The organism is Parashewanella sp. 2210YD4-3 (assembly GCF_056591735.1).
This window is the reverse complement of record NZ_JBWQOG010000011.1, coordinates 40413-62656: the sequence shown is the minus strand read 5'-3', so window position 1 is coordinate 62656 and position 22244 is coordinate 40413. Positions and strand designations below refer to the sequence as shown.

The window sequence follows — 22244 nt, the reverse complement described above, 5'->3', positions numbered from 1 at the left end:
TTTCATTTCCAGCTATGTAATAGATCATTTTCTTATTAGAGGTTGTATACCATCAATGTGAATATAGGGTAGTCCATTATTATTTGAGGTTATACCCATGCATCTAACTCGTTGGTTTCTTTTGCTTTTTATCGTTAGTTGTACTGTTTCTGCCGCCGCAGAATCAGCACCGCTAAATCAATCAAGTGTACTGCTTTCTTCTAACAGTAATTTTACTGAAACTCGGTTAAAAGTGAGTGGAGACCCCACGTCTTGTGATGTCAAAAGCAATGTTGAGCTCAAAGACCAAAATGATATCAATTCATTTCCTAGCACCTTACCTAAGGGCTGTCAAAATGTCGCTATTGATGGTGATTTATTCATTGGTGGGGATTCAGCGAATAATAGTGATATAAATGATCTATCTCCATTAGGCGTTATTCAATCTGTTCAGGGGGAATTAATCATTTCTTATACTTCAAGCTTAAAGGATTTAACGGGCTTTAAAGAGTTACTAAGTGTGGGATTAAACTTTGTTGTTGCTCAAAATAAAGAGTTGACGAGTTTAGATGGGTTAAATGAGTTGCAACAAGTTGATGGTACGCTGTCTATCGCAAATAATGCCAACTTAACATCACTCATTGGCATGCCAAAGCTTGCAACTGTGAAGAATTTAAACATTCAAAGAAATGATCAGTTACCAAATTTGAAGTGGTTACCCTCATTTCAATCAATTTCTGGATATGTTGAAGTGAGCTCTAATGCCAGTTTAACCAGCTTGAGTGGATTGGATGTCAAAAACCAACAAGTAGGCTCATTAGCGATAGTGGATAACCCTAAACTGACTAATATTGATGCTTTAGCCAGCCTAAGCGACGTTGATGATAGCATTAATATTAGTGACAACGATGCGTTAACGTCGCTCTCAAGTCTAGAAAACATTAAGCCAATGAAGCCGGATAGAGACATTCCAAGCAAAACCCTTACGATTGACTATCACAAACCAGGTGATTCGAAACTTACAGATTGTAAAGGTGCTTGTAACTATCTAACTTGGGTGAAATCTTTAAATACGAATAATTTAACTCAGCAGTGCCAAAGCACCATAAGTCAATGCTGGCAGTAAAGTCGTAAGAAATAGTACAAGAGAACCACTTTAGGAGAACATTGGTAATACAGTAGATTACCTTCTTCTTAGAAAATGAACTGTATTACTGTGGGTATAAACTTCAAGATTTGATATGAGGAAGTATTTATGCGTTTGCCTTGCTGGTTGTTACTCTTATCGATCGTTGTATTCCTTGTTCCTGCATTTGCGGAAACACCCCAGCCATACCAGGCAATTCATCAATCATCTCAAAATAGTAATTTTACGGAAACCCTAATAAAACAACCGAAAATTGCATCGGCTTGTGTTGTTAAATATATATCTCACATAAGCAGTCAGAACGATGTCAATAACTTCCTTACTGCAATTCCAAAGGGCTGTGAAGGGAAAGTATCGTTATCAGGTGACATGTATATTGATGGCAACGATATTACTGATCTGTCTCCCTTTCTGAATGTAGTTACTATGAGTGGAAAATTGGTGATATCTGGCGCTTCAAGCCTCAGCAATTTGAGTGGATTAGCAAACTTGTCATTTGTTGGAAAAGACTTCGATATTTCAAATAATACCAATTTATCAAATCTAAGTGGATTAGATGCGTTAGGAATCGTTGCTGGTACCTTTGCTATAGCAAACAATCCACATTTAACTTCTCTTACTGGTATACCATCACTTTTTTATGCTAACAACTTGACCATACAAAGTAATCCATTGCTACACGACTTATCAGGGTTGCCATCGTACCAACAATTTGACGGTTATTTAGAGGTGAGTTCTAATGACAATTTAACCAGTTTAAATGGATTTGATGTACAGAGGAAACACATTAAGGCTTTAGCTATAGTCGATAATCCAAAACTGACCAATGTTGATGCGCTAAGCACGTTAACCAATGTAGAGGAAAGCATCAATATTAGTGATAATGATTCTTTAACTTCAGTTTCTGGTTTATCAAATATTATTCCTTTGGATCCTATTCACAATATCCCAAGTAAAACGCTTACGATTGTCTATAACAAACCGAATGACTCAAAACTAATTGATTGTAAAGGCGTGTGCAATTTTCTGTCTTGGGTGACATCTTTAAAGACGAACCATTTAACGCAAGAGTGTCAATTGTCTATTAATTCATGCTGGCAATAGTCTTGTTAGAGCTGAGGTCGGTGAATTATGACGGGATTTAACATTTCAGTGTTGGCTTTTGTTTTTTAGTTTTCCTAACATTGTCTGTTGATTAGCCACAAATACCATGGCTCATAAACTATCAATACAGGTGCACTCGGCAGGCGTTCGAAGTCTATTTAGTAATTGGTTTAAAATTAAAATTTATTCACATTCAATGTTTATTGTTGTTGCAAGATATAATTATTCAAACACATAACAAGTTCAGCAGCTGGTTATGCAACATTGGAGGTTGATACCAATTTGCGATCACTATTGAATGCAAATTGGTATTATTTTCGGCTTGCTGAAATAAGAAGTCGGAGATAATGCATGAAACGCATCTTACATTTAGTTTTACCCTTCTTAGTCACAATTCCAATGGTGGCCAATGCTGTTCCTGTTGATATTGAGGGTGGACTAAATCAGCCTCTAACCATCAGCATCAATTCGGTATTAGGTTTTTTCAAAGTTCAGCCTAATGAAAGCTCGAAAATTTATGGTCTGATGATCAAAGACCCAAAAAATAACATCTCATTCAAAGTGGTAGATGGCTTTAAGCAGCAAACCCTTTATAACAAAGTTGTGAATAATTTCAGCGGTGATAACGAAAAGGTACGCCGAATCAAAGTACAATTTGGCAAAATGACGCCTACCGTATATACCAATACCTCATTACCTATTGGGCTAGGTAATTATGATGTTTATCTGATTGATTCGAATGAAAATATTATCAGTGATAAAGCTCAAGTCATTGATGCTAATAGCATCCCTGTTGAGTTCAAAGGTGGTGATGGTGGTGTATTAACTGTATTACTCGAGCAAGGAATGACGTTTAAAAATCTAACTTTCCCCGATGACGATTCTCACCAATACCCTAATAATAATTACTATCTTGTATTTCAAAATAAAGATTTAACGATTCCTTACAATAGATTCGAAGACACAGGCTTTGGCTTGTTTGGGAATGCGTTACAGCAATATCACGGTGGATATGGTGATGCAAATGCTTATACGGCATATACAATTCCTAATAGTTTTGAGTTAACGAATAATAGAATGTATGTGAATGTTGGAAGCCGTACAAAGCGAAGTGATCAAGATTCAAGTATTAGCTTTGTACCGGGTTATTTCCAAAGTAAGTATTATAACCAAAATATACCTTTAGAAAGTAAATCACCTGAGTCAGGCTGGTATAACGTCAGCTTGCATTACAAAGCTTCAAAGCAAGAAAATTTATCCTGTAGTGATGATAACGCTGATTGTTCTTATCCATTGGTTTCAGATAAGGGAATTGTGAATGACGGTAAACTTGATCATCAAGCCAGTGAAATTCTAACAAATGGTCCAGCTTTACAAGTCCCAAGTGTTGAAGCTAGCCAAGCCTATAATAGCTTTTATGTTGTGAAATCAATTGATTCAGATGGTCGACTTAAACTGGCGTATTGGCATTACAACTCTGATGGTGAAGGAACTGTGATTGGCAAAGACTTTAATTTTCACATCATTTCGAAAGATGGCTTACAGGCTCTTCGCTGGTTAACAACAGATGTAGATGGATATGACTCAGTTAATCAAGGTACTTTGGGTTGGCGAGCACCTGATAACAGTTATGTGTTTGTCAAAAAGGCTGATCCAAACTCTAAGCTTCCAACTGTGGGAAGTGTAGTGGAGCTTTCTGCATCATTTCTAGATATTGCACCTAGATATTAAAGCTCAGATAAGAGAAATCGTTATTTGATGTTAGCTCCTTGGTATAAGGAGCTATTCAATTTACCTTAAAGATATGAGTTTGGGATAAAATTGGGTATCGAGTACCGCAATTTCGGTTTGCTCTTGTAAAATGTCGTTTAAGATAGACTCAGTAGTTAAAGGGTTTGCCAGTACGGTTCTAAACACAACAGTATGTCGTCTTTGATACTGTTGAGGTCGAATACGGGTACGAGAAACAAAAGATTTACCTTGTTCTCTTTGGTGCTTTTGAATGAACCGAGTCAAACCGTCAAGTAACGTATTGATTTCTTCAATTTTGGTTAAATCATTTTCAGTGATTGCTCGTGCGAGCCTGATTTGTACCACTTGTGGCACGTATCGATAAGTCAACAAGCATAATTCAGGCTGTGTGATTAACTCAAAGTCTGAGTGTTCTTCGATCTGCTGTGCAAAGTATTTAGCTTTCTCAATACTATTGTTTATCAATATTTCATAGCCATTTAAGCCAATGATCTTTAAACAAGCATGAACCAGCATGGCCATCCCTGGGCGAGAACCTTCAAGCGTTTGTCGACCAAGATCTTTTGAGCCTTTACGTAAAATATATTCTGCGTGATGGGTTATTGCTTGGCTATGAGTCGGGGATTTAAAAAGCACCATTCCTGCACCCATAGGCACATACATTTGCTTATGAGCATCAATAGTGACTGAGTCGGCTAATTCAATGCCTTTGAGTAAATGACGGTATTTAGAAGACAGTAAAGTAGCCCCACCCCAAGCAGCATCGACATGGAAATGACAATCAATTTCTGTTGCAAGAGCCGCTAATTCAGTGAGTGGATCAATATTCCCGGTTTCGGTAGTGCCGGCAATGCCAACAATAGCCATTACCTTAATATTTTGTTTAGCCAATTCATTGGCCTTGTTACGCATTAGCTCAACATCAACTTTGTTATTACCATCAGTTTCGATAGCAATAATGTTTTCTCTACCGATGCCAAGTAAATCGGCAGCTTTGCCCAATGAGTAATGACCGCGTTCAGAGGTCAAAATAGCTAAGTCTTGATAGCCGTAATGACGTAAGCCAGCCATTAATCCCTGTTGAGCAACACCTTTAAAGTCTCCGTCAGCTTTTAATAGGATATTTCGCGCCGTCCATAGGGCAGTGATATTGGCAATTGTACCGCCAGAGCAAAATGCACCAAGTGAATGATCTGCGCTGTGCATTTTATCTTGATAAAACGCCTGATCTTGTTGATAAACAAGGTGATGCATCATGCCAAGCACTTGTTTCTCAAGTGGCGTAAAGGCTTTAGAGGTTTCTATTTTTACTAAATTTTGATTCAACCCCGCCATGAGTTTGGTCAGTGGCAAAACAAAATAGGGGAGAGACGAAGTCATGTGACCAATAAAAGTTGGTGCTGAAGTATGAACAGAGTGTGCCACCAAGTTTTGCATTATTTCGTCAGTATATTGAGAAACAAAACTGGGAGATTGCGGGATCTGATGATCTTGAAACCAAGTCTCGATTTCAGTCAGAGGCAGTTCTTTCGCAACAATGTTATCACCCAAAAAACCGGCTAAATCTTCAGTTAGCTTCTGCTCAATAACACCCAAAGTTGAGTTTGGATCTTCAGGAATAGTAAAGATCCTTTGTAAGCTTTCTTCCGAAGCTGTAGCTTGGCGATAATTAGATACTGTCATGCAGTCGCAATTCCAACTTGTTAACTTAGAATAAGGGCTTATATGAAACCTGAAAACAGAATAGTTGTTGAAGCCTAAATTTCAACGAGATTTATCTCAATCTAAGTTAATTTTGATTTATCAAAAGCCCGCCACTTTACTTTATGAGAATTTCCCCTTCAAGGAGTTTTTGTAAATCAATTGAATGAAAAGTCAGAGCATTGATTGAAAGAAGGACGGTTAACTTACTTGTTGTGGATTGTTGATGCTTGTAGAATTTCGAAATATTTTTTATGGAGGCTAAACCTTGAATAAAAGTTTGATCACTAATTTAGTTGCAGCAATTGCAGTCGCATTGGGATACTTTTTGTATTTACCTTATCTTTTTTCAATTGGCATTTTTGCATTGTCGGGAGCAATAACTAACTGGCTAGCCATTCACATGTTATTTGAAAAAGTGCCAGGGTTATATGGTTCGGGAGTGATCCCCGCAAGATTTGATGAATTTAAAATAGGAATCAAAACACTGGTAATGGAACAGTTTTTTACTTCAGAAAATATTGAGCGTTTTGTAGGGAATCAGACAGACGTAGCTTCCCACTCATTATCACCAGTTATTGAAAAAGTTGATTTGTCACCAGCATTTGACGCCTTGTTAGAAACAGTGGAAAAATCGTCATTTGGTGGCATGTTATCAATGTTTGGTGGAACTGAAGCATTAGAGCCTCTAAGAGAACCCTTTATTGGCAAGTTGAAAGACTCTCTTGTTACGGTTACGGAATCTGATGAGTTTGCTGAATTAGTGAATAATGAAATGCAAGGTGCCGTTCCGACTAATGATATTTCTGCTCAGGTTGAATCAATTGTTGATCAACGCTTAGATGAATTAACGCCTGAAATGGTTAAGGATATTATTCAGACGATGATCCGCAATCATTTGGGTTGGCTAGTGGTCTGGGGCGGTGTCTTTGGTGGTGTAATAGGCTTAATCGCTCAAGCCATTAGTTAATTATCAAAAACTTTGAAGTTTGGATGGCTAGGGTCTGTAATCGGGTACTGTGATCCTCTACTATTTTGTTTAGTTCGACGTCTCTGAGTAGGTAAGTTGCCATTTTCCCTTCGTTGTTGTTTTGGTTTTCTACGGTTATCTTGCCTTTGTGCTTGAAGGCGAGAAACTCGAGTACGAACAGGACGTGATGGTTGAGCTTGTTGGGGGCTCGCGTTTTCTGGTCTCAATGAAAGGTTAGGTGTCGCAACACTAGGTCTTGTTTCTGTTGTGCTTTGAGGTGATGCTTGGCTCCTTGGCTGATTTGTTCTTTGGCGAGTAACTGTGGCCGCAGGTATCGCTTCATCATCGCTTGAGTCAATTACAGTAATTGATGGTGGGTTATTTATAGCAAGCTCTTCGACTCTTGGTTCTCTAGATGTATGGGTTGCTGGTGTAGGAACAGGTCTATTTACTGGCTGTGGCTGTGACTCACGACCAATAGGATCACCTTGATTAAAGCTTGTTTCTTCTTCTGCCTCAATAACACTCTGAGCAGGTTGTGTATTTTGATTAGTTTCAGTTTCTAAAGTTAGCTGTTCAACAGCAGGTCGTGCCGGATTATTTATAGACGGATCCGTGAATGGCTTGATTTCCCATCTGCGTTTACTTGCATAGTCAATTGCATCTTTTTTTTCTAATTTTTTTAGCAGTCGACGAATATGCTCATTATATCGATGTAGCTTTTCATACTGAGGATCTTTAAATAGCCATGAATAATCTGAGGCTTTAAAATCTTCTTCTCGAATAGTATTAGGAGTCTGTCCATATAATCTAACTAAATCTTTTTTCCTTCTTTTTACTTGTTTAAGTGATATTCCTTGACGAATATCGTCTTTTATCGATTGTGGATCATTATATCTTTTGTCAGTTGGCCTAGAATGAGTCAGTGCTTCAATGGCTGTTGGTGCTTTATTGATGAATTGATTTAGGGGCTTAAGTATTTGATGTTGCTTGTTTGGATGGTGGTTAGTCGAATAATATGAAAAGTTTCTTAGAGCTAATTTTTCATTAGTCGCTAAGTTTGTTGTGTAGTAGGCTCTTCTATATAGTGCTTGAGTAAAAAATTTAGACAGGCGAGTTCTTTCTGCGGTGATGCTTATTTGACCTCTGGCGACATCCACTTTAAAACAGATGCTGTCATGTACAAACTCATAGGTATTAGCGCCAACTTTGAACCGATTCAGCGCATCTTTATCTTTCTTAAAGTTGACATGTAAGTCAGCGTATTTAAAGGTTGATAGTTTACAGCCTAATTCAAGTACAAGCATCCCTCTACAGTCCTCAGGAACTGCTATTTGTTGGCTATTGGGAATGTTTGTAGTTGCCATAAACTAAGGGAACTCCTAACCGTAAAAAGTCTTTACCTACGCTATTAATAATGGCGGCTTTTAGTCAGTTCATCAAATTAAGCTTAATTAATATTTATATATGATTTAATCAGTTAGTCATTTTTATGCTCAAAAGTTTAAGGGTATTAAATCTTAGGTTTTAGTTAGGCTGTTAACTATGTGAGCTATGAGAAATAAGAGGTTATGACTTAAGTAAGCAAGTAATTTTTAGTTTTACAGCTGTTAAAACCATGTTAATTTACGCCTTTAAATAACTAGAACAGGTGAATTATGGACAGTTCATTATCGATGACGGCAGTTATGAAGCAGTCGTTAACTACAATTTTGCATAATAAAGTTGCAATACTTGTTTCAAGTATACCAATGTTAATTGTTTTAGGTTTTTGGGCTTCAATTTTTGGCATTGAGTTTTATGCTTACAATAATTCTGATGAATATTATGGAACTGTAGGTCAAAAGCTATTTTTACAATGGGAGTTGCTATTACTAGGGTTCGTGCTCAGTCTGTATTTTGGGATAAAAACCATCGTTTCTTATCATCGCGTTTTTTTATATCAGGAAATGCCAAGCCTTAAGGTTATCTTGTTACCACAGAATCGAGAGCTAAAATTTTTTGGCAATAGCTTATTGATTTTTATCGTCCTTATTCCAATAGCGTTAGCAGCAGGGGTTGTTACAGGGCTCATTTCCTTCATCACGGGTGGATTTGCACAAGCATCGGGTGAAGTGCCTTTCATTGCAACTTTTTGGGGAACCCTGTTTTTAGGTTTTATCGTCAATATCATTGTTTCATTTTTCTTAGCAAGAGTATTACTTATTCTTCCAGCCGCCGCGGCAGAAACAAAACTTGGGCTTGGTAGATCTTGGATGCTGACTGGTCCTTATCATTTCCCACTGTTTATTTTAGTCGGAGCAATCCCTGCTATAACGAGTGTGGTTTTGCAAGTTGCCCATCAATATGAAGTCCCATATATAGTAGGTATAAGCTTAGTAATGCAATTCATTGTCTTTATATTTGAGCTTGGACTTTTGTCACTTTGTTATGATCACGTTATCAAGTATTCTGAACAAGATGATACTGAAGAGCCTGCATCTGTAGAAATTTAATTTCCTTATCTATGAGGCAATGTAAAAATTGCCTCTTTTCCCATCAATTTTATTCCTTCAAACCTCTTAAAGTTAGCTATAGTGTTTATCATTGTTTGTTTAATAAGCAGCTAATGGTAGGTCAGTTTTAATCTGCCTGACTTTCTATCATTTATCACTGTTTGTTTTACCTAAAAACAAATCCGTTCAAAACACACTGTCAGAGTTCTAACCTTTTTAAGGAGCCTACATATGTCTTCAGGTAAATGTCCTTTTATGCATGGTGCTACAACAGAATTAGGGAAATCTAACGTCAGTTGGTGGCCGAAAAACTTAAATTTAGACATTCTTCATCAACACGACACCAAAACGAATCCTTTAGGTGAGCGTTTTCACTATAGTGAGCAAGTTAAGCAGTTAGACTTCCAATGCCTTAAACAAGATCTAATTGAGCTGATGACAGATAACCAAGAGTGGTGGCCTGCAGATTGGGGGCATTATGGTGGTTTAATGATACGTATGACTTGGCACGCTGCTGGTACCTATCGAATTGCTGATGGACGAGGTGGAGCGAGTACAGGTAATTTAAGGTTTGCTCCTCTTAACTCTTGGCCTGATAACACCAATTTAGATAAAGCAAGAAGATTACTTTGGCCGATAAAAAAGAAGTACGGTAATAAGTTAAGTTGGGCGGATCTGATTGCTTATGCTGGAACTATCGCCTATGAATCTATGGGACTAAAAACATTTGGTTTTGGCTTCGGTCGTGAAGATATTTGGCATCCAGAAAAAGATACCTATTGGGGTTCGGAGAAAGAATGGTTAGCGCCAACGGGATCTGAAAACAGTCGCTATTCCGGAGAGCGGGATTTAGAAAACCCGTTAGCTGCAGTAATGATGGGACTTATTTATGTGAACCCTGAAGGGGTAGACGGAAAACCAGACCCTTTAAAAACAGCAAAAGACATGCGTGTTACCTTTGAGCGCATGGCTATGAATGATGAAGAAACCGTCGCACTAACTGCTGGTGGGCATACCGTTGGTAAGTGCCATGGCAATGGTGACGCGTCTTTACTTGGTGAAGAGCCCGAAGCGGCAAGTATAGAAAATCAAGGCTTTGGCTGGATAAAAGAGGGTGGTGTTGGAAGTAACACGGTAACCAGTGGATTAGAAGGAGCATGGACGACGCATCCTACAAAATGGGATAACGGCTATTTTGAACTCTTACTTAATTTAGAGTGGGAATTAAAGAAAAGCCCTGCAGGCGCGTGGCAGTGGGAACCAACTAATATCAAAGAAGCAGATAAACCTGTTGATGTTGAAGACTCTAGTGTTCGCCATAACCCTGTAATGACAGATGCTGACATGGCTTTAAAGATTGATCCTGAGTACAAAAAGATATCCGAACGTTTTTACAATGACCCTGAGTATTTCTCTGAGGTGTTTGCACGAGCTTGGTTTAAGCTCACCCATAGAGATATGGGGCCAAAAGCCAGATACATTGGGCCTGATGTGCCACGAGAAGAGTTGATTTGGCAAGATCCTATCCCAGCGGGTAATACTCACTACGATGTTGAAGCTGTAAAAGCCAAAATCGCAGCCAGTGATTTAACTTTAAATGAAATGGTTGCTACCGCATGGGATAGCGCTAGAACCTTTAGGCAATCTGATAAACGAGGTGGAGCTAATGGCGCTCGTATTCGTTTGTCTCCTCAAAGCAATTGGGCAGGAAATGAACCAGAAAGATTGGCGAGAGTGCTAAAAGTACTTGAACCCATTGCGCTGGAAAGCGGTGCGAGTGTTGCAGATGTCATTGTCATTGCAGGTAACCTTGGGATTGAACAAGCGGCAAAGGCGGCTGGAGTTGAAATTAAGGTTCCATTCACGGCTGGTCGTGGTGATGCTACAGATGCCATGACGGACTCAGAATCATTTGAAGTACTTGAACCGTTACATGATGGGTATCGTAATTGGTTGAAAGATGATTACCTTGTTAAGCCAGAGGAAATGCTGTTAGACCGCACTCAACTCATGGGCTTAACCGCTTGTGAAATGACCGTGTTGATAGGTGGTATGCGAGTGATTGGAACTAATTATAATGGCTCTAAGCTTGGTGTACTTACCGATAGAGAAGGGGCGTTAACTAACGACTTTTTTGTCAATCTTACTGATATGAATTACCGTTGGGTGCCTACGGGGAAAAATTCGTATGAGATCAAAAGCAGAGCTACTGATGAAGTAAAGTGGACAGCCACAAGAGTCGATCTTGTCTTTGGTTCGAATTCAATCCTACGTGCTTATGCAGAAGTCTATGCTCAAGACGATAACAAGCAAAAGTTTGTTGAAGATTTTGCTGCTGCTTGGACTAAGGTTATGAATGCAGATAGGTTTGATGTTTAACTTGACAGGAAAGAGAATAAGCAGCTCTAAAAGCTAATGCCAATCATATATCTGAAAGCGTCATACCTGCGTAGGCAGGTATCCAGTGACTTTCTTTCTTGAATAAAAGTCACTAGGCTCCTGCATTCGCAGGAGCGATGATAATTTGTTTGATATTTATCTTAACTGTTCAGTATCAAGCTCTAAGACTGCTTATTTATACTGCAGATCTAAAAACTCACGTGACAACTTGGTAAGTCATTTTTAATAAGATAATTTTGGTGGTAATCTTCAGCGGCAATAAACTCTTGTTTTCCGACAATTTCAGTAACGATTTTACGCTCGCCCCATTTACCACTGGCAATCAATTCTTGCTTTGACTTTTCAGCTAATTCACGTTGCTGTTTATCATGATAAAAAATCACACTACGGTATTGGTGACCAACATCTTCGCCTTGTTGGTTCAATGTTGTTGGATTGTGATTACTCCAAAATACGGTTAACAGCTCTTCGTAATTTACAACTGATGAATCATATTCAACTTGTACCACTTCGGCATGACCAGTGTCACCGAACTTTATCTCTTCATAGCGTGTTTTATTCACGTCGCCACCCATGTAGCCACTGGTGGCATTAATAACGCCATCAATTTGTCTAAAGAAGTACTCTACGCCCCAAAAGCAGCCTGCCCCAAAAGTCGCTAATGCCATTTTTCTCACACTCTAACTATTTTAATAAATGTCTAACTGTCTAGACGTCTATATTGCTTTTTGTGATTTATGAAATCAAGTGTTTTTTTCAAATTAACTTCCGATCGTTCAATGTTTGATTTGTGTTAGGATCGCTCACTAAGAAATATAAGAAATCGAATGTCGTCTTTTTATTTCAAAGACGACACAAACAAACACTAGGAGTTGAACGTGCTTCAAACACTTCTGCAGTCTAAAGACTTCCTTTCATTGACCCTTGCAAATCCAGAAACCATTTCAGAACCCTTTTCCTTCGAACTTGCTGACCACACTGATGTTCATGTTTGGGACACAGGTGTCATTGTTTTTGAACCTAAGCAAGCAGGTAACAAAGATATCGTGCTTTCTTGTGCTGTTCACGGCAACGAAACTGCACCAATCGAGATCTGCAACCAGTTAATTAAAGAATTGCTAGAGCAGAGCACTAAAGTAAAGCACCGCACCTTATTTTTGATTGGTAACCCGCCTGCAATTCACAACGGTACTCGCTTTGTTGAAGAGAACATGAATCGCTTATTTAGTGGTAATCATTCAAGCGGTGAAGGTTTAGTAAATAAAGAACGTGTTCGAGCTAAAAAGCTTGAAGAATATGTTGATCGTTTTTATACCTCAGTAACAGGTGAGCGTCGTCGCATTCATTACGATTTGCATACTGCGATTCGAGCGTCTAAGCACGAGAAATTTGCTATCTATCCTTTCCTCCACGGTAAGCCTCATAAGGCTGAACAGATCATGTTTTTAGAAGCCTGTGGCGTAGATACCATTTTATTCCATCACGAACCAACAACGACGTTTAGTTATTTTTCGTCTAATGGCTATGGAGCCGATGCTTTCACTGTTGAGCTGGGTAAAGTGCGTCCATTTGGCGAAAACGATATGACTCGTTTTGTTGCTACTCATACCATGCTTACTCGTTTAATTACAGGTGCTGACCTTGAGCTGTCAAAGTTTGATAATGAAAAGGTGAACCTTTATCAAGTGTGTCGAGTGATCAACAAAAACCATGGTGACTTTGCATTTAACTTTGCTAATGACGTTGAAAACTTTAGATCTTTTCCTAAGGGGTATGTGTTAGCCACTGAGGGCGGAAAGGAAGTTAAAATTGAGCATGACGAAGAAGCGATCGTATTCCCGAATGCCAATATCCCTGTAGGGCAACGTGCGGTAATTATGTTGCTGCCTGTCACTGAACCTATCTTAGAATGATAAATGTTCGTGTAAAGCAAAATATACAAGTGAGTTAAACGTAAATTGTAGTGTGACTCAACTCAAATCTTGCGAGCGGTATATACCTTAACGTAAGGTGCATACCGCCGATAAGAATAGTTGAAATTGAATGAAGTTTATTCAATTTCAAGGAGAACAGAGCACATTATGAGCAACGCAACTCAAAGTAATGAAATAGTTCATAGCGTCAGCTTTCTCGATAGGGATTCACTAAACATCCCAACATTGAGAATCTTACAAGCTGATGGCAGCGTATACAAAGATGCCGTTTTGCCGAGCATCGATGAAGAAACAGCAAAACGCATCTACGACACTTGCGTTTTTATTCGTGTATTGGATGAACGTATGTTAGGCGCACAGCGCCAAGGTCGCATTAGCTTTTACATGACTTGTACAGGTGAAGAAGCGGCAGTAGTGGGAAGTGCTGCTGCGCTAGAAGATAGAGACGTTATCTTAGCTCAATACCGTGAACACGCTGCGTTGCGCTATCGCGGTTTTACGACTGAACAGTTCATGGATCAAATGTTTAGTAACGCAAAAGACCTAGGTAAAGGTCGTCAAATGCCAATCCATTATGGTACTCAAGAGTTAAACTACCATACTGTTTCATCTCCGCTTGGCACACAGATCCCACAAGCAACAGGCGTCGCTTACAGCTTAAAAATGAATAATGATAAAGCCGTTTCCATTTGTTACTTCGGTGAGGGCGCAGCGTCAGAAGGTGATTTCCACGCCGGTTTGAATATGGCTGCGACGTTAAGCGCGCCAGCGTTATTCTTCTGCCGCAACAATGGTTACGCAATTTCAACGCCATCAGACGAGCAATTCAAAGGTAATGGTATTGCCAGTCGTGGTGTTGGCTATGGTATGCATACCATCCGTGTTGACGGTAACGATATGTTAGCTGTATTAGCCGCTACTCAAGCAGCTCGTGACTTTGCGGTTGAAAACAATAAGCCTGTATTGATTGAAGCGATGTCTTACCGTGTCGGTGCTCACTCATCTTCAGATGATCCATCGGGTTATCGTTCAAAAGAAGAAGAAGATGTATGGCGCGCACAAGATCCTGTTGCTCGTTTCAAAAGTTGGATGCTAGCTCAAGGCTGGTTAACCGAAGAAGAAGACGAAGCACTGTACGCTAAGTACCGTGAAGAAGTTCTTGCTCAAGTTAAAGTATCTGAAAAAGTGGAAGCCCCACACATTGATGAACTTATTAATGATGTATACGACGAGCCAACGCCACTGCTTCAAAAGCAGTTAAAAGAGCTTAAAGAACACGTTAATAAATATCCACAAGCTTATCCGAAGACAGCAGGGAGATTCTAAGCAATGGCTAAACAAATGAATATGTTGCAAGCCATCAACGATGCTCTTGCTATCGAGATGGAAAAAAACAACAAAATGTTGGTGTTTGGTGAAGATGTTGGACATTTTGGTGGTGTATTCCGTGCGACTTCAGGGCTGAAAGAAAAGTTTGGTCCAGATCGCTGCTTCAACACACCATTAACTGAGCAAGGTATTGCTGGTTTTGCTAACGGTTTGGCGGCGAATGGTCATACTCCAGTTGCTGAAATCCAGTTTGCCGATTATATCTTCCCTGCATTTGACCAAATCGTAAACGAGTCAGCCAAATTCAGATACCGCAGTGGTAGCGAATTTAATGTAGGTGGGCTTACTTTCCGTACTCCATATGGTGGCGGTATTGCTGGTGGTCATTATCATTCGCAGTCTCCAGAAGCGTACTTCACTCAAACTCCAGGTTTGAAAGTGGTTGTGCCAAGAAACCCTGAGCAAGCGAAAGGTCTATTGTTAGCGTCAATTCGTGATAAAAACCCAGTAGTTTTCTTTGAGCCTAAGCGTTTATATCGTGCATCTGTAGGCGAAGTGCCAGAAGGTGATTACGAACACGAACTGGGCAAAGCTGATGTGGTACAACAAGGTACTGACATTACAGTTCTTGCTTGGGGTGCCCAGATGGAAATCGTCGAAAAAGCCGCTGAAATGGCAGCAAAAGATGGTATTTCATGTGAAGTGATTGATTTGCGTTCGCTATCGCCTTGGGATGTTGATACGGTTGCTGAATCTGTTCAAAAAACAGGTCGTCTATTAATTAACCATGAAGCACCGCTAACTGGTGGCTTTGCGGGTGAGATTGCAGCTACGATTCAGCAAGAATGTTTCTTATATCTAGAATCTCCAATTTCTCGTGTTTGTGGTTTGGATACACCATACCCACTGATCCACGAAAAAGAATACATGCCTGATGCGTTAAAAACGTATGAAGCAATAAAATCAACAATGAACTTCTAGGGAGTCCGACATGATCAAAGACTTTATTTTGCCGGATATTGGAGAAGGCGTTGTTGAATGTGAGCTGGTCGAATGGCTAGTTGAAGAAGGTGATATTGTTGTTGAAGATCAGCCGATTGCTGACGTAATGACCGATAAAGCCTTGGTTCAAATTCCTGCTCCAAATCCAGGTAAAATCGTAAAGCTTTATTATGCTAAAGGTGAAATCGCGATTGTTCATCAGCCGTTATACGCAGTTGAAGTAGAAGGCGAGGGAGAATCGACTCCTGTACCTACTGAGCAAGCTGTAGAAGCCGCGCCTGTTGTTGCTTCAGGAACTCAAATCGAAGACTTCCTACTTCCTGATATTGGTGAAGGAATCGTTGAGTGTGAATTGGTTGACTGGTTAGTTGAAGAAGGCGATGAAGTAATTGAAGATCAACCTATTGCCGATGTAATGACAGATAAAGCCCTAGTCCAAATTCCAGCAATGAAGCAGGGTAAAATTGCCAAGCTGTATTATGCGAAGGGTGAAATTGCGATCGTTCATCAACCTCTGTTTGCCATTGAGGTTGAAGGTGAGGGCAATGCAGCTGCATCAGTAACAACTGAAGCTGCTAGCGAAGTAAAAGCGCAAACCACTCACTCTGAGCCTGTTCGTCAAGGTAAAGCGTTAGCAAGTCCTGCTGTTCGTCGTATGGCGCGTATGCACGACCTTGATATCAGTACAATAAAAGGTACGGGTAAAAACGGTCGAGTTTACAAGAAAGACATTGAAGTGCATCTTGCTGGTGGTAAGGCTGCTCCAGTCGCACAGCAAGTGGCTGAAGTTGATGCATCTCACGCTATGGTTCCAGTTACTACAGCTGCAGATAGAGTCGAGCCAATTAAAGGCGTTAAAGCGGTAATGGCGAAGATGATGCAAGAGTCAGTTTCGACCATTCCTCACTTTACCTATTGCGATGAAATCGACATGACTGATTTGATGGCATTACGTAAAGAGATGAAAGACAGATATTCGTCAGATGAGTTAAAGCTGACGATGATGCCGTTCTTCATGAAAGCGCTCTCACTTGCCATTAACGAATACCCAATCGTTAACAGCCGTGTGAATGAAGAATGCAGTGAACTGACGTATCTTGCGAGCCACAACATTGGTATGGCGGTAGATTCTAAAGTGGGTCTGCTTGTACCTAATGTTAAAGATGTTCAAGCTAAGAGCATCTTAGAAGTAGCTGCGGATATTACCCGCTTAACCAATGACTCACGCAGTGGTCGCGTGGCTCCTGCTGATCTTAAGCAAGGTACAATCACCATTTCTAACATTGGAGCATTGGGCGGTACGGTAGCAACACCTATCATCAATAAACCAGAAGTGGCGATTGTGGCTTTAGGTAAAGTACAAAAACTACCTCGCTTTAATGACAAAGGTGAAGTAGAAGCTCGTAGCATCATGCAAGTAAGCTGGTCTGGTGATCATCGTGTTATTGATGGTGGCACTATTGCTCGTTTCTGTAACTTATGGAAGCAATATCTTGAGCAACCACAAGATATGTTGATGGCGATGAAATAACTCTCAATTATTAATATAAAACTAGGGTGTCATTTTGGCACCCTTTTTTTATGAAATTTATTTAACTTCCATGAGCTTAAAATTTTGATATAACGATAAAAAACAATTGTGGAGTTAGAATAATGGCTGCAGGTGGAAGTGGGACTATAGGTAAAGGTGAGTTACAGGAAACCATTCAGAGATTAAGTTTGGGTGATAACCCTGAACAACAAAAAACTTCTCAACTTGGCGAATACAAAGCTAAAGATGCTTCAGACCAAGGAAAATCAGTTACTTTAGATGATTTCTTTAGCAAGCAAGATAAAAAACAATGGAAAAGTGCAAAGCACAGAGAAAAAGTAAAAGATAAAAAACAAGAAAAAGTAAAAATTGCAACTTCTTCTGAAGGGGCAGAAACAAGTGATAAAACAGATAATGAACCAAAGAAAATTATAAAAATTTACGTTAAATCAGATGTAAGTGATGAGTTTGATAAAGTTAGCGGACAAATGACAAGAGAAGAATATCAAATTTATAATGCGCAAAAACAAAAAGAGTTAGCTTCGCATCATAGCTATAGAACTAGTGAGGCTTGTTTCTCCACAAGAGCAGCTATGAAGAACAGGAAGTAGCCGACAAATTGCAACAAAAGCCATACAGAGTATATAATGCTCGGATTACTTGTTGTATTCCATCGGAAGCGTTATGAGCCAAGCGGCACCACAAATCGAAACAATTGACTACCCATTTCCTGCTAAACCCGTTCCATTATCAGACAGTGAAAAGCAAGAATACAAAACTCGTATTAAACAATTATTAAAAGAGCGAGATGCGGTTCTTGTTGCCCATTATTATACCGACCCTGAAATTCAAGCATTAGCAGAAGAAACGGGCGGTTGTGTTTCCGACTCATTAGAAATGGCACGATTTGGTCGTGATCATCCTGCAAAAACGTTGATTGTTGCTGGTGTTAAGTTTATGGGGGAAACCTCTAAGATCCTTAGTCCAGATAAAACAGTATTAATGCCAAATCTTGAAGCGACTTGTTCATTAGATCTAGGCTGCCCGATTGATACCTTTAGTGAATTTTGTGACGCCCATCCAGATCATACTGTAGTGGTTTACGCCAATACTTCAACGGCAGTAAAGGCTCGTGCTGACTGGATTGTAACCTCAAGTATTGCCCTAGAAATTGTTGAGCACCTTGATAGCGAAGGTAAGAAAATCATTTGGGGCCCAGACCGTCATTTAGGCAGTTATATTGCCAAAGAAACGGGTGCCGATATGTTGATGTGGCAAGGTGAATGTATTGTTCACGATGAGTTCAAATCAAAAGCTTTACTTCAATTGAAAAAAGAATATCCAAACGCCGCAGTATTGGTTCACCCTGAATCGCCTGCAAGTGTTGTTGATATGGCCGATGCTGTAGGCTCAACAAGTCAACTTATCAAAGCTGCACAAACGATGGAAAACGATACGTTTATCGTTGCTACTGACAAAGGTATCTTCTATAAGATGCAACAAGCAGCTCCGGGTAAAACACTCATCGAAGCGCCAACAGGCGGTAACGGTGCGACGTGTAAAAGCTGCGCTCACTGTCCTTGGATGGCGATGAACGGTCTTCAGGCGATTGAGAATGCATTAACTGCAACAGATACTTTGGATCACGAGATTTTTGTCGATGAGACTATTCGTGATAGAGCATTAGTACCGCTTGATCGCATGTTGAATTTTGCTAAAGAATTAAACATGAAAGTGAAAGGAAACGCTTGATTTTACTTTTAATTTGCGGCTTAGTACTTATCATTGAGCCGCAATCTGCCTTGGAATTTAACGGAATAAAACCATGAAAATAAATTTTTCCCCAATTATAGCTTTATGCTTGGCTAGTCTAGTATTAGCCGGCTGTTCAACATCTCCAACGGGAAGGAAGCAACTAAAGCTATATTCTTCTAGTCAAATTGATCAACAAGGCGTTATGGCATTTGATCAAATCAAAGGTAAGCAAAAAGTCTCTCACAATCCAAAATATAATCGTTATGTACAGTGTGTAGCTGATGCAATCACTCCATACGTATCTAAAAATGTATTTAGCGGTAAGTGGGAAGTGGTCGTATTTGACAGTAAGCAAGTAAATGCCTTTGCGCTTCCCGGTGGGAAAATTGGCGTATATACAGGCTTGTTGAAAGTAGCTAAAAATCAGGATCAATTAGCTGCGGTCATTGGGCATGAAGTAGGGCACGTGATTGCGGAGCATGGAAACGAACGAGTTTCTAATAATGCTTTGGTCGGTATTGGCTTACAGGTAGCAAATACTGCGCTTAAGGCTAATGACGTAAAGCAGAGTAACGCTATTATGTCGGCTCTTGGCGTAGGCTCTCAAGTGGCTGTAACTTTACCTTTTAGTCGTATCCAAGAAACGGAAGCTGATGAAATAGGTTTGAATTTAATGGCCAAATCAGGCTTTAATCCAAAAGAGTCAGTTGAGCTTTGGAAAAATATGCAAAAAGCGAGTAGCGGAAAGCGCAGTTTGGAAATTCTATCAACTCACCCTGCACCTGAATCTCGCATCAAAGATCTGCAAAAGCATATGAATAGTGCGCTTTCGATTAAAAATCAATCTAGCAATAACCCTAATTGTCGCATCTAAAAATTAGCTTAAGGTTTAAAAATCAGCGTGTCTTTATGACACGTTTTTTTGTTTTGTACACTGCCAAAGCTTTAGCAAAAAATTAAACAAACTCACTACAGTTTGATCCTAGTCAAAACCACAATAATTAATTAGTTGCTCAGTAAGTTATCAGAGCAAACTCTGTTTACAACATGCCCTAGAACAATTACTTTACGCTCCCAAATTATACTAATAAGCGATAGGTGGGGTTATGCGCTGGCAGTGGGTTGCTGATTTAGGCATTTCTAAAAAATTATATCTTCTTGTTTGTCCTGCATTGATTGGTAGTTTGATATATGCAGGGGCAGTTATCAAACAAGAGTACGACAGTAAACAAAGCCTAAGTTCAATCCAATTTTTGGCAAATATTGCTGAACGTAACAGTGATTTGGTACATCAGTTACAAAAAGAACGGGGTATGAGTGCCGGTTACATAAGCTCATCTGGTACTATATTCCAACAAGTCATTCCTAGTCAGCGGCTGAAAGTTGATCAAGAAATCAATAAGCTTCATAGTGAGCTGAGCACGCGTGAAATACCTAAGTCCTTAAAATCTCAAGTTCGTTCAATTCAGTCTCAATTGTCTAAGTTATCAAGCGTTAGGCAATCAGTCGATTCTTTATCCATAACTTTGCATGAGCAAGTGAAATTTTATACTCAATTAAATGGGCTGCTCCTTTCGGTTATAGACATCATTTCTAAGCAAACTAAAGATGCTCGAATAGCAAATAAAGTCACCGCTTTTGGCGCTTTTTTGCAAATGAAGGAGCGGGCGGGAATCGAACGTGCTGTTTCGAGTTCAATTTTTGGCAAGTCGCGATTAGATTCAACAAAGTTAGCAAAAATAGTCACTCTTATTGCAGAGCAAAACGCGTATCAAGAACGCTTCATGGCATTATCAAGCGGAAATGAGTTATCAGAATACAAAAGCTTACTGGCTTCAGATTCCATAAAGAAAGTAGAGCAATATCGTCAATACATTCTTAATCAAGACATCTCTGTGATTTCACAACAATCACCTGAAAATTGGTTTAGTGTGGCGACGAGCCGTATTGAGAAATTACGCCAAACTGAAAAGCAGTTATCGGCCAATATTGTTGTGTTAACCCAGAAAAAACTGAAACAGGCTTCGAGCTTACTGATCACCAATCTCGCCATTTTGGTATCCATGTTTACCGCTGTTTTATTACTGACATTAAGTATTGCAGGCTACTTGAAACGTACGGTTACCAATGTGAGTAGGAAAGTCTCGGTTGCCGGAGAGCATCTCGATTTAACAACTCGTATGTTCGTTGAAGGCAGGGATGAATTTGGTTCTCTGGCGCAAACCTTTAATAAAATGATGCAAGAGTTTGAGCAAGTTATTATTAATGCCAGAGCAAGCACTGAAAGTATTACCCGAGCGATTGATGTACTCTCTCACAGCTGTGAGCAGATGAATAGTGATGTTCAAATTGGTCAATCTGAAGCTGAACAAGTAGCATCAGCGATGTCTGAAATGAGTGCCACTGTCAGTCAAATTGCAGGTAACGCTGCTGATGCTGCACAAGCTTCAAATCAAGCCAATAAAGAAGCTCAAGAGGGTAATGGCGAAGTAGAGAAAACGGATCTGTGTATACGTGAGTTGGCAAGTGAAATGCAAACCGCTTCAAATACTATCGATGCTCTAGATGATGAGATTCATGGAATAGTAGGGGTGCTAAATGTCATTTCAGGCATTGCTGAGCAAACCAATTTACTCGCATTAAATGCGGCTATTGAAGCGGCTCGAGCAGGTGAGTCTGGTCGCGGTTTTGCAGTAGTAGCAGATGAAGTCCGTAGCCTTGCTCAACGGGCCAAAGCGTCAACCTCAGATATTAAAAACATGACGGATAGACTACAAAGTGGCGCAGCAGAAGCCGTTCAAGCTATGGCTAGAGGAATGGATAAAGCAGATGAGAGTGTTCATGAAGTTCAGTTAGCTGGAGAAGATTTAAAAAATATTGTTCAGTACGTCAATACTATTGATGAAATGAACACTCAAATTGCTACAGCCACGGGACAACAAAGCTGTGTAACAGAAGAAGTGAATGCTAATGCGATTAAAATAAATGATCTTTATCAGAGTTCTAAAGAAGTAGCTTCAGAAATTATGCAGTTAAATGAACAGCTTTCTGTGGCTTCACTTCAACTAACAGAACGAATTAGCCAGTTTAAAGTGTCTTAATTTGAAAGAGTATTGCTAGGTGGTAATAAACACCTAGCAATCAC

The 22244-nt window shown here is 39.7% G+C and carries 17 protein-coding genes; 14 read left to right on the top strand and 3 right to left on the bottom strand.

Annotated features, from left to right (window positions below; translation table 11 throughout):
- The first annotated feature begins 97 nt into the window (after positions 1–97).
- The 3 genes from AC1EU0_RS15365 (at position 98) to AC1EU0_RS15355 (ending at position 3961) form a co-directional block, all read left to right on the top strand.
- Complete coding sequence (locus AC1EU0_RS15365) at positions 98–1105, top strand: hypothetical protein (RefSeq protein ID WP_480303446.1); 1008 nt, start codon at positions 98–100, stop codon at positions 1103–1105.
- A 129-nt stretch (positions 1106–1234) separates the two neighbouring features.
- Complete coding sequence (locus AC1EU0_RS15360) at positions 1235–2230, top strand: hypothetical protein (protein ID WP_480303445.1); 996 nt, start codon at positions 1235–1237, stop codon at positions 2228–2230.
- A 351-nt stretch (positions 2231–2581) separates the two neighbouring features.
- Positions 2582–3961, top strand: a complete 1380-nt coding sequence (locus tag AC1EU0_RS15355) for a hypothetical protein (RefSeq protein ID WP_480303444.1) — start codon at positions 2582–2584, stop codon at positions 3959–3961.
- A 60-nt stretch (positions 3962–4021) separates the two neighbouring features.
- Here AC1EU0_RS15355 and panP read toward each other — a convergent pair whose 3' ends face one another.
- Positions 4022–5665: a pyridoxal-dependent aspartate 1-decarboxylase PanP gene (gene panP / locus AC1EU0_RS15350; RefSeq protein WP_480303443.1), complete on the bottom strand. Its 1644-nt coding sequence runs from the start codon at positions 5663–5665 to the stop codon at positions 4022–4024.
- Positions 5666–5951: 286 nt separating this feature from the next.
- Between panP and AC1EU0_RS15345 the strand changes: the two genes are divergently transcribed.
- Positions 5952–6653: a DUF445 domain-containing protein gene (locus AC1EU0_RS15345; protein ID WP_480303442.1), complete on the top strand. Its 702-nt coding sequence runs from the start codon at positions 5952–5954 to the stop codon at positions 6651–6653.
- On the opposite strand, the gene AC1EU0_RS15340 is transcribed toward AC1EU0_RS15345, so the two are convergent.
- Positions 6650–8020, bottom strand: coding sequence for a hypothetical protein (locus AC1EU0_RS15340; RefSeq protein ID WP_480303441.1), 1371 nt, complete (start codon positions 8018–8020; stop codon positions 6650–6652). The two genes, AC1EU0_RS15345 and AC1EU0_RS15340, sit on opposite strands and share 4 nt — an antisense overlap.
- Positions 8021–8311: 291 nt before the next feature.
- Here AC1EU0_RS15340 and AC1EU0_RS15335 point away from each other — a divergent pair, with 291 nt between their 5' ends.
- Positions 8312–9148, top strand: a complete 837-nt coding sequence (locus AC1EU0_RS15335; RefSeq protein ID WP_480303440.1) for a hypothetical protein — start codon at positions 8312–8314, stop codon at positions 9146–9148.
- A gap of 231 nt (positions 9149–9379) precedes the next feature.
- Entirely contained in the window at positions 9380–11527 is a 2148-nt protein-coding gene (gene katG, locus AC1EU0_RS15330) for a catalase/peroxidase HPI (protein WP_480303439.1), read from the top strand.
- A 209-nt stretch (positions 11528–11736) separates the two neighbouring features.
- Here the strand turns inward: katG and msrA are convergent, their stop codons facing one another.
- Complete coding sequence (msrA, locus tag AC1EU0_RS15325) at positions 11737–12216, bottom strand: peptide-methionine (S)-S-oxide reductase MsrA (RefSeq protein WP_480303438.1); 480 nt, start codon at positions 12214–12216, stop codon at positions 11737–11739.
- Positions 12217–12426: 210 nt separating this feature from the next.
- On the opposite strand from msrA, the gene astE reads away from it, so the two are divergent.
- The 8 genes from astE (at position 12427) to AC1EU0_RS15285 (ending at position 22200) form a co-directional block, all read left to right on the top strand.
- Positions 12427–13461, top strand: coding sequence for a succinylglutamate desuccinylase (gene astE, locus AC1EU0_RS15320; protein WP_480303437.1), 1035 nt, complete (start codon positions 12427–12429; stop codon positions 13459–13461).
- 168 nt (positions 13462–13629) lie between these two features.
- Positions 13630–14808, top strand: coding sequence for a thiamine pyrophosphate-dependent dehydrogenase E1 component subunit alpha (locus AC1EU0_RS15315; RefSeq protein WP_480303436.1), 1179 nt, complete (start codon positions 13630–13632; stop codon positions 14806–14808).
- A gap of 3 nt (positions 14809–14811) precedes the next feature.
- The gene (locus AC1EU0_RS15310; protein ID WP_480303435.1) at positions 14812–15792 is read left to right on the top strand and encodes an alpha-ketoacid dehydrogenase subunit beta; all 981 of its coding nucleotides are present in this window, start codon (positions 14812–14814) and stop codon (positions 15790–15792) included.
- A 10-nt stretch (positions 15793–15802) separates the two neighbouring features.
- Complete coding sequence (locus AC1EU0_RS15305; protein WP_480303434.1) at positions 15803–17344, top strand: dihydrolipoyllysine-residue acetyltransferase; 1542 nt, start codon at positions 15803–15805, stop codon at positions 17342–17344.
- Between the two features lie 122 nt (positions 17345–17466).
- Positions 17467–17955: a hypothetical protein gene (locus AC1EU0_RS15300; RefSeq protein WP_480303433.1), complete on the top strand. Its 489-nt coding sequence runs from the start codon at positions 17467–17469 to the stop codon at positions 17953–17955.
- Between the two features lie 73 nt (positions 17956–18028).
- Entirely contained in the window at positions 18029–19096 is a 1068-nt protein-coding gene (gene nadA / locus AC1EU0_RS15295; protein ID WP_480303432.1) for a quinolinate synthase NadA, read from the top strand.
- A 73-nt stretch (positions 19097–19169) separates the two neighbouring features.
- The gene (locus tag AC1EU0_RS15290) at positions 19170–19973 is read left to right on the top strand and encodes a M48 family metallopeptidase (RefSeq protein WP_480303431.1); all 804 of its coding nucleotides are present in this window, start codon (positions 19170–19172) and stop codon (positions 19971–19973) included.
- 232 nt (positions 19974–20205) lie between these two features.
- A complete protein-coding gene (locus AC1EU0_RS15285) occupies positions 20206–22200 on the top strand; it encodes a methyl-accepting chemotaxis protein (protein WP_480303430.1) in 1995 nt (664 codons plus the stop codon).
- Positions 22201–22244 lie beyond the last annotated feature (44 nt).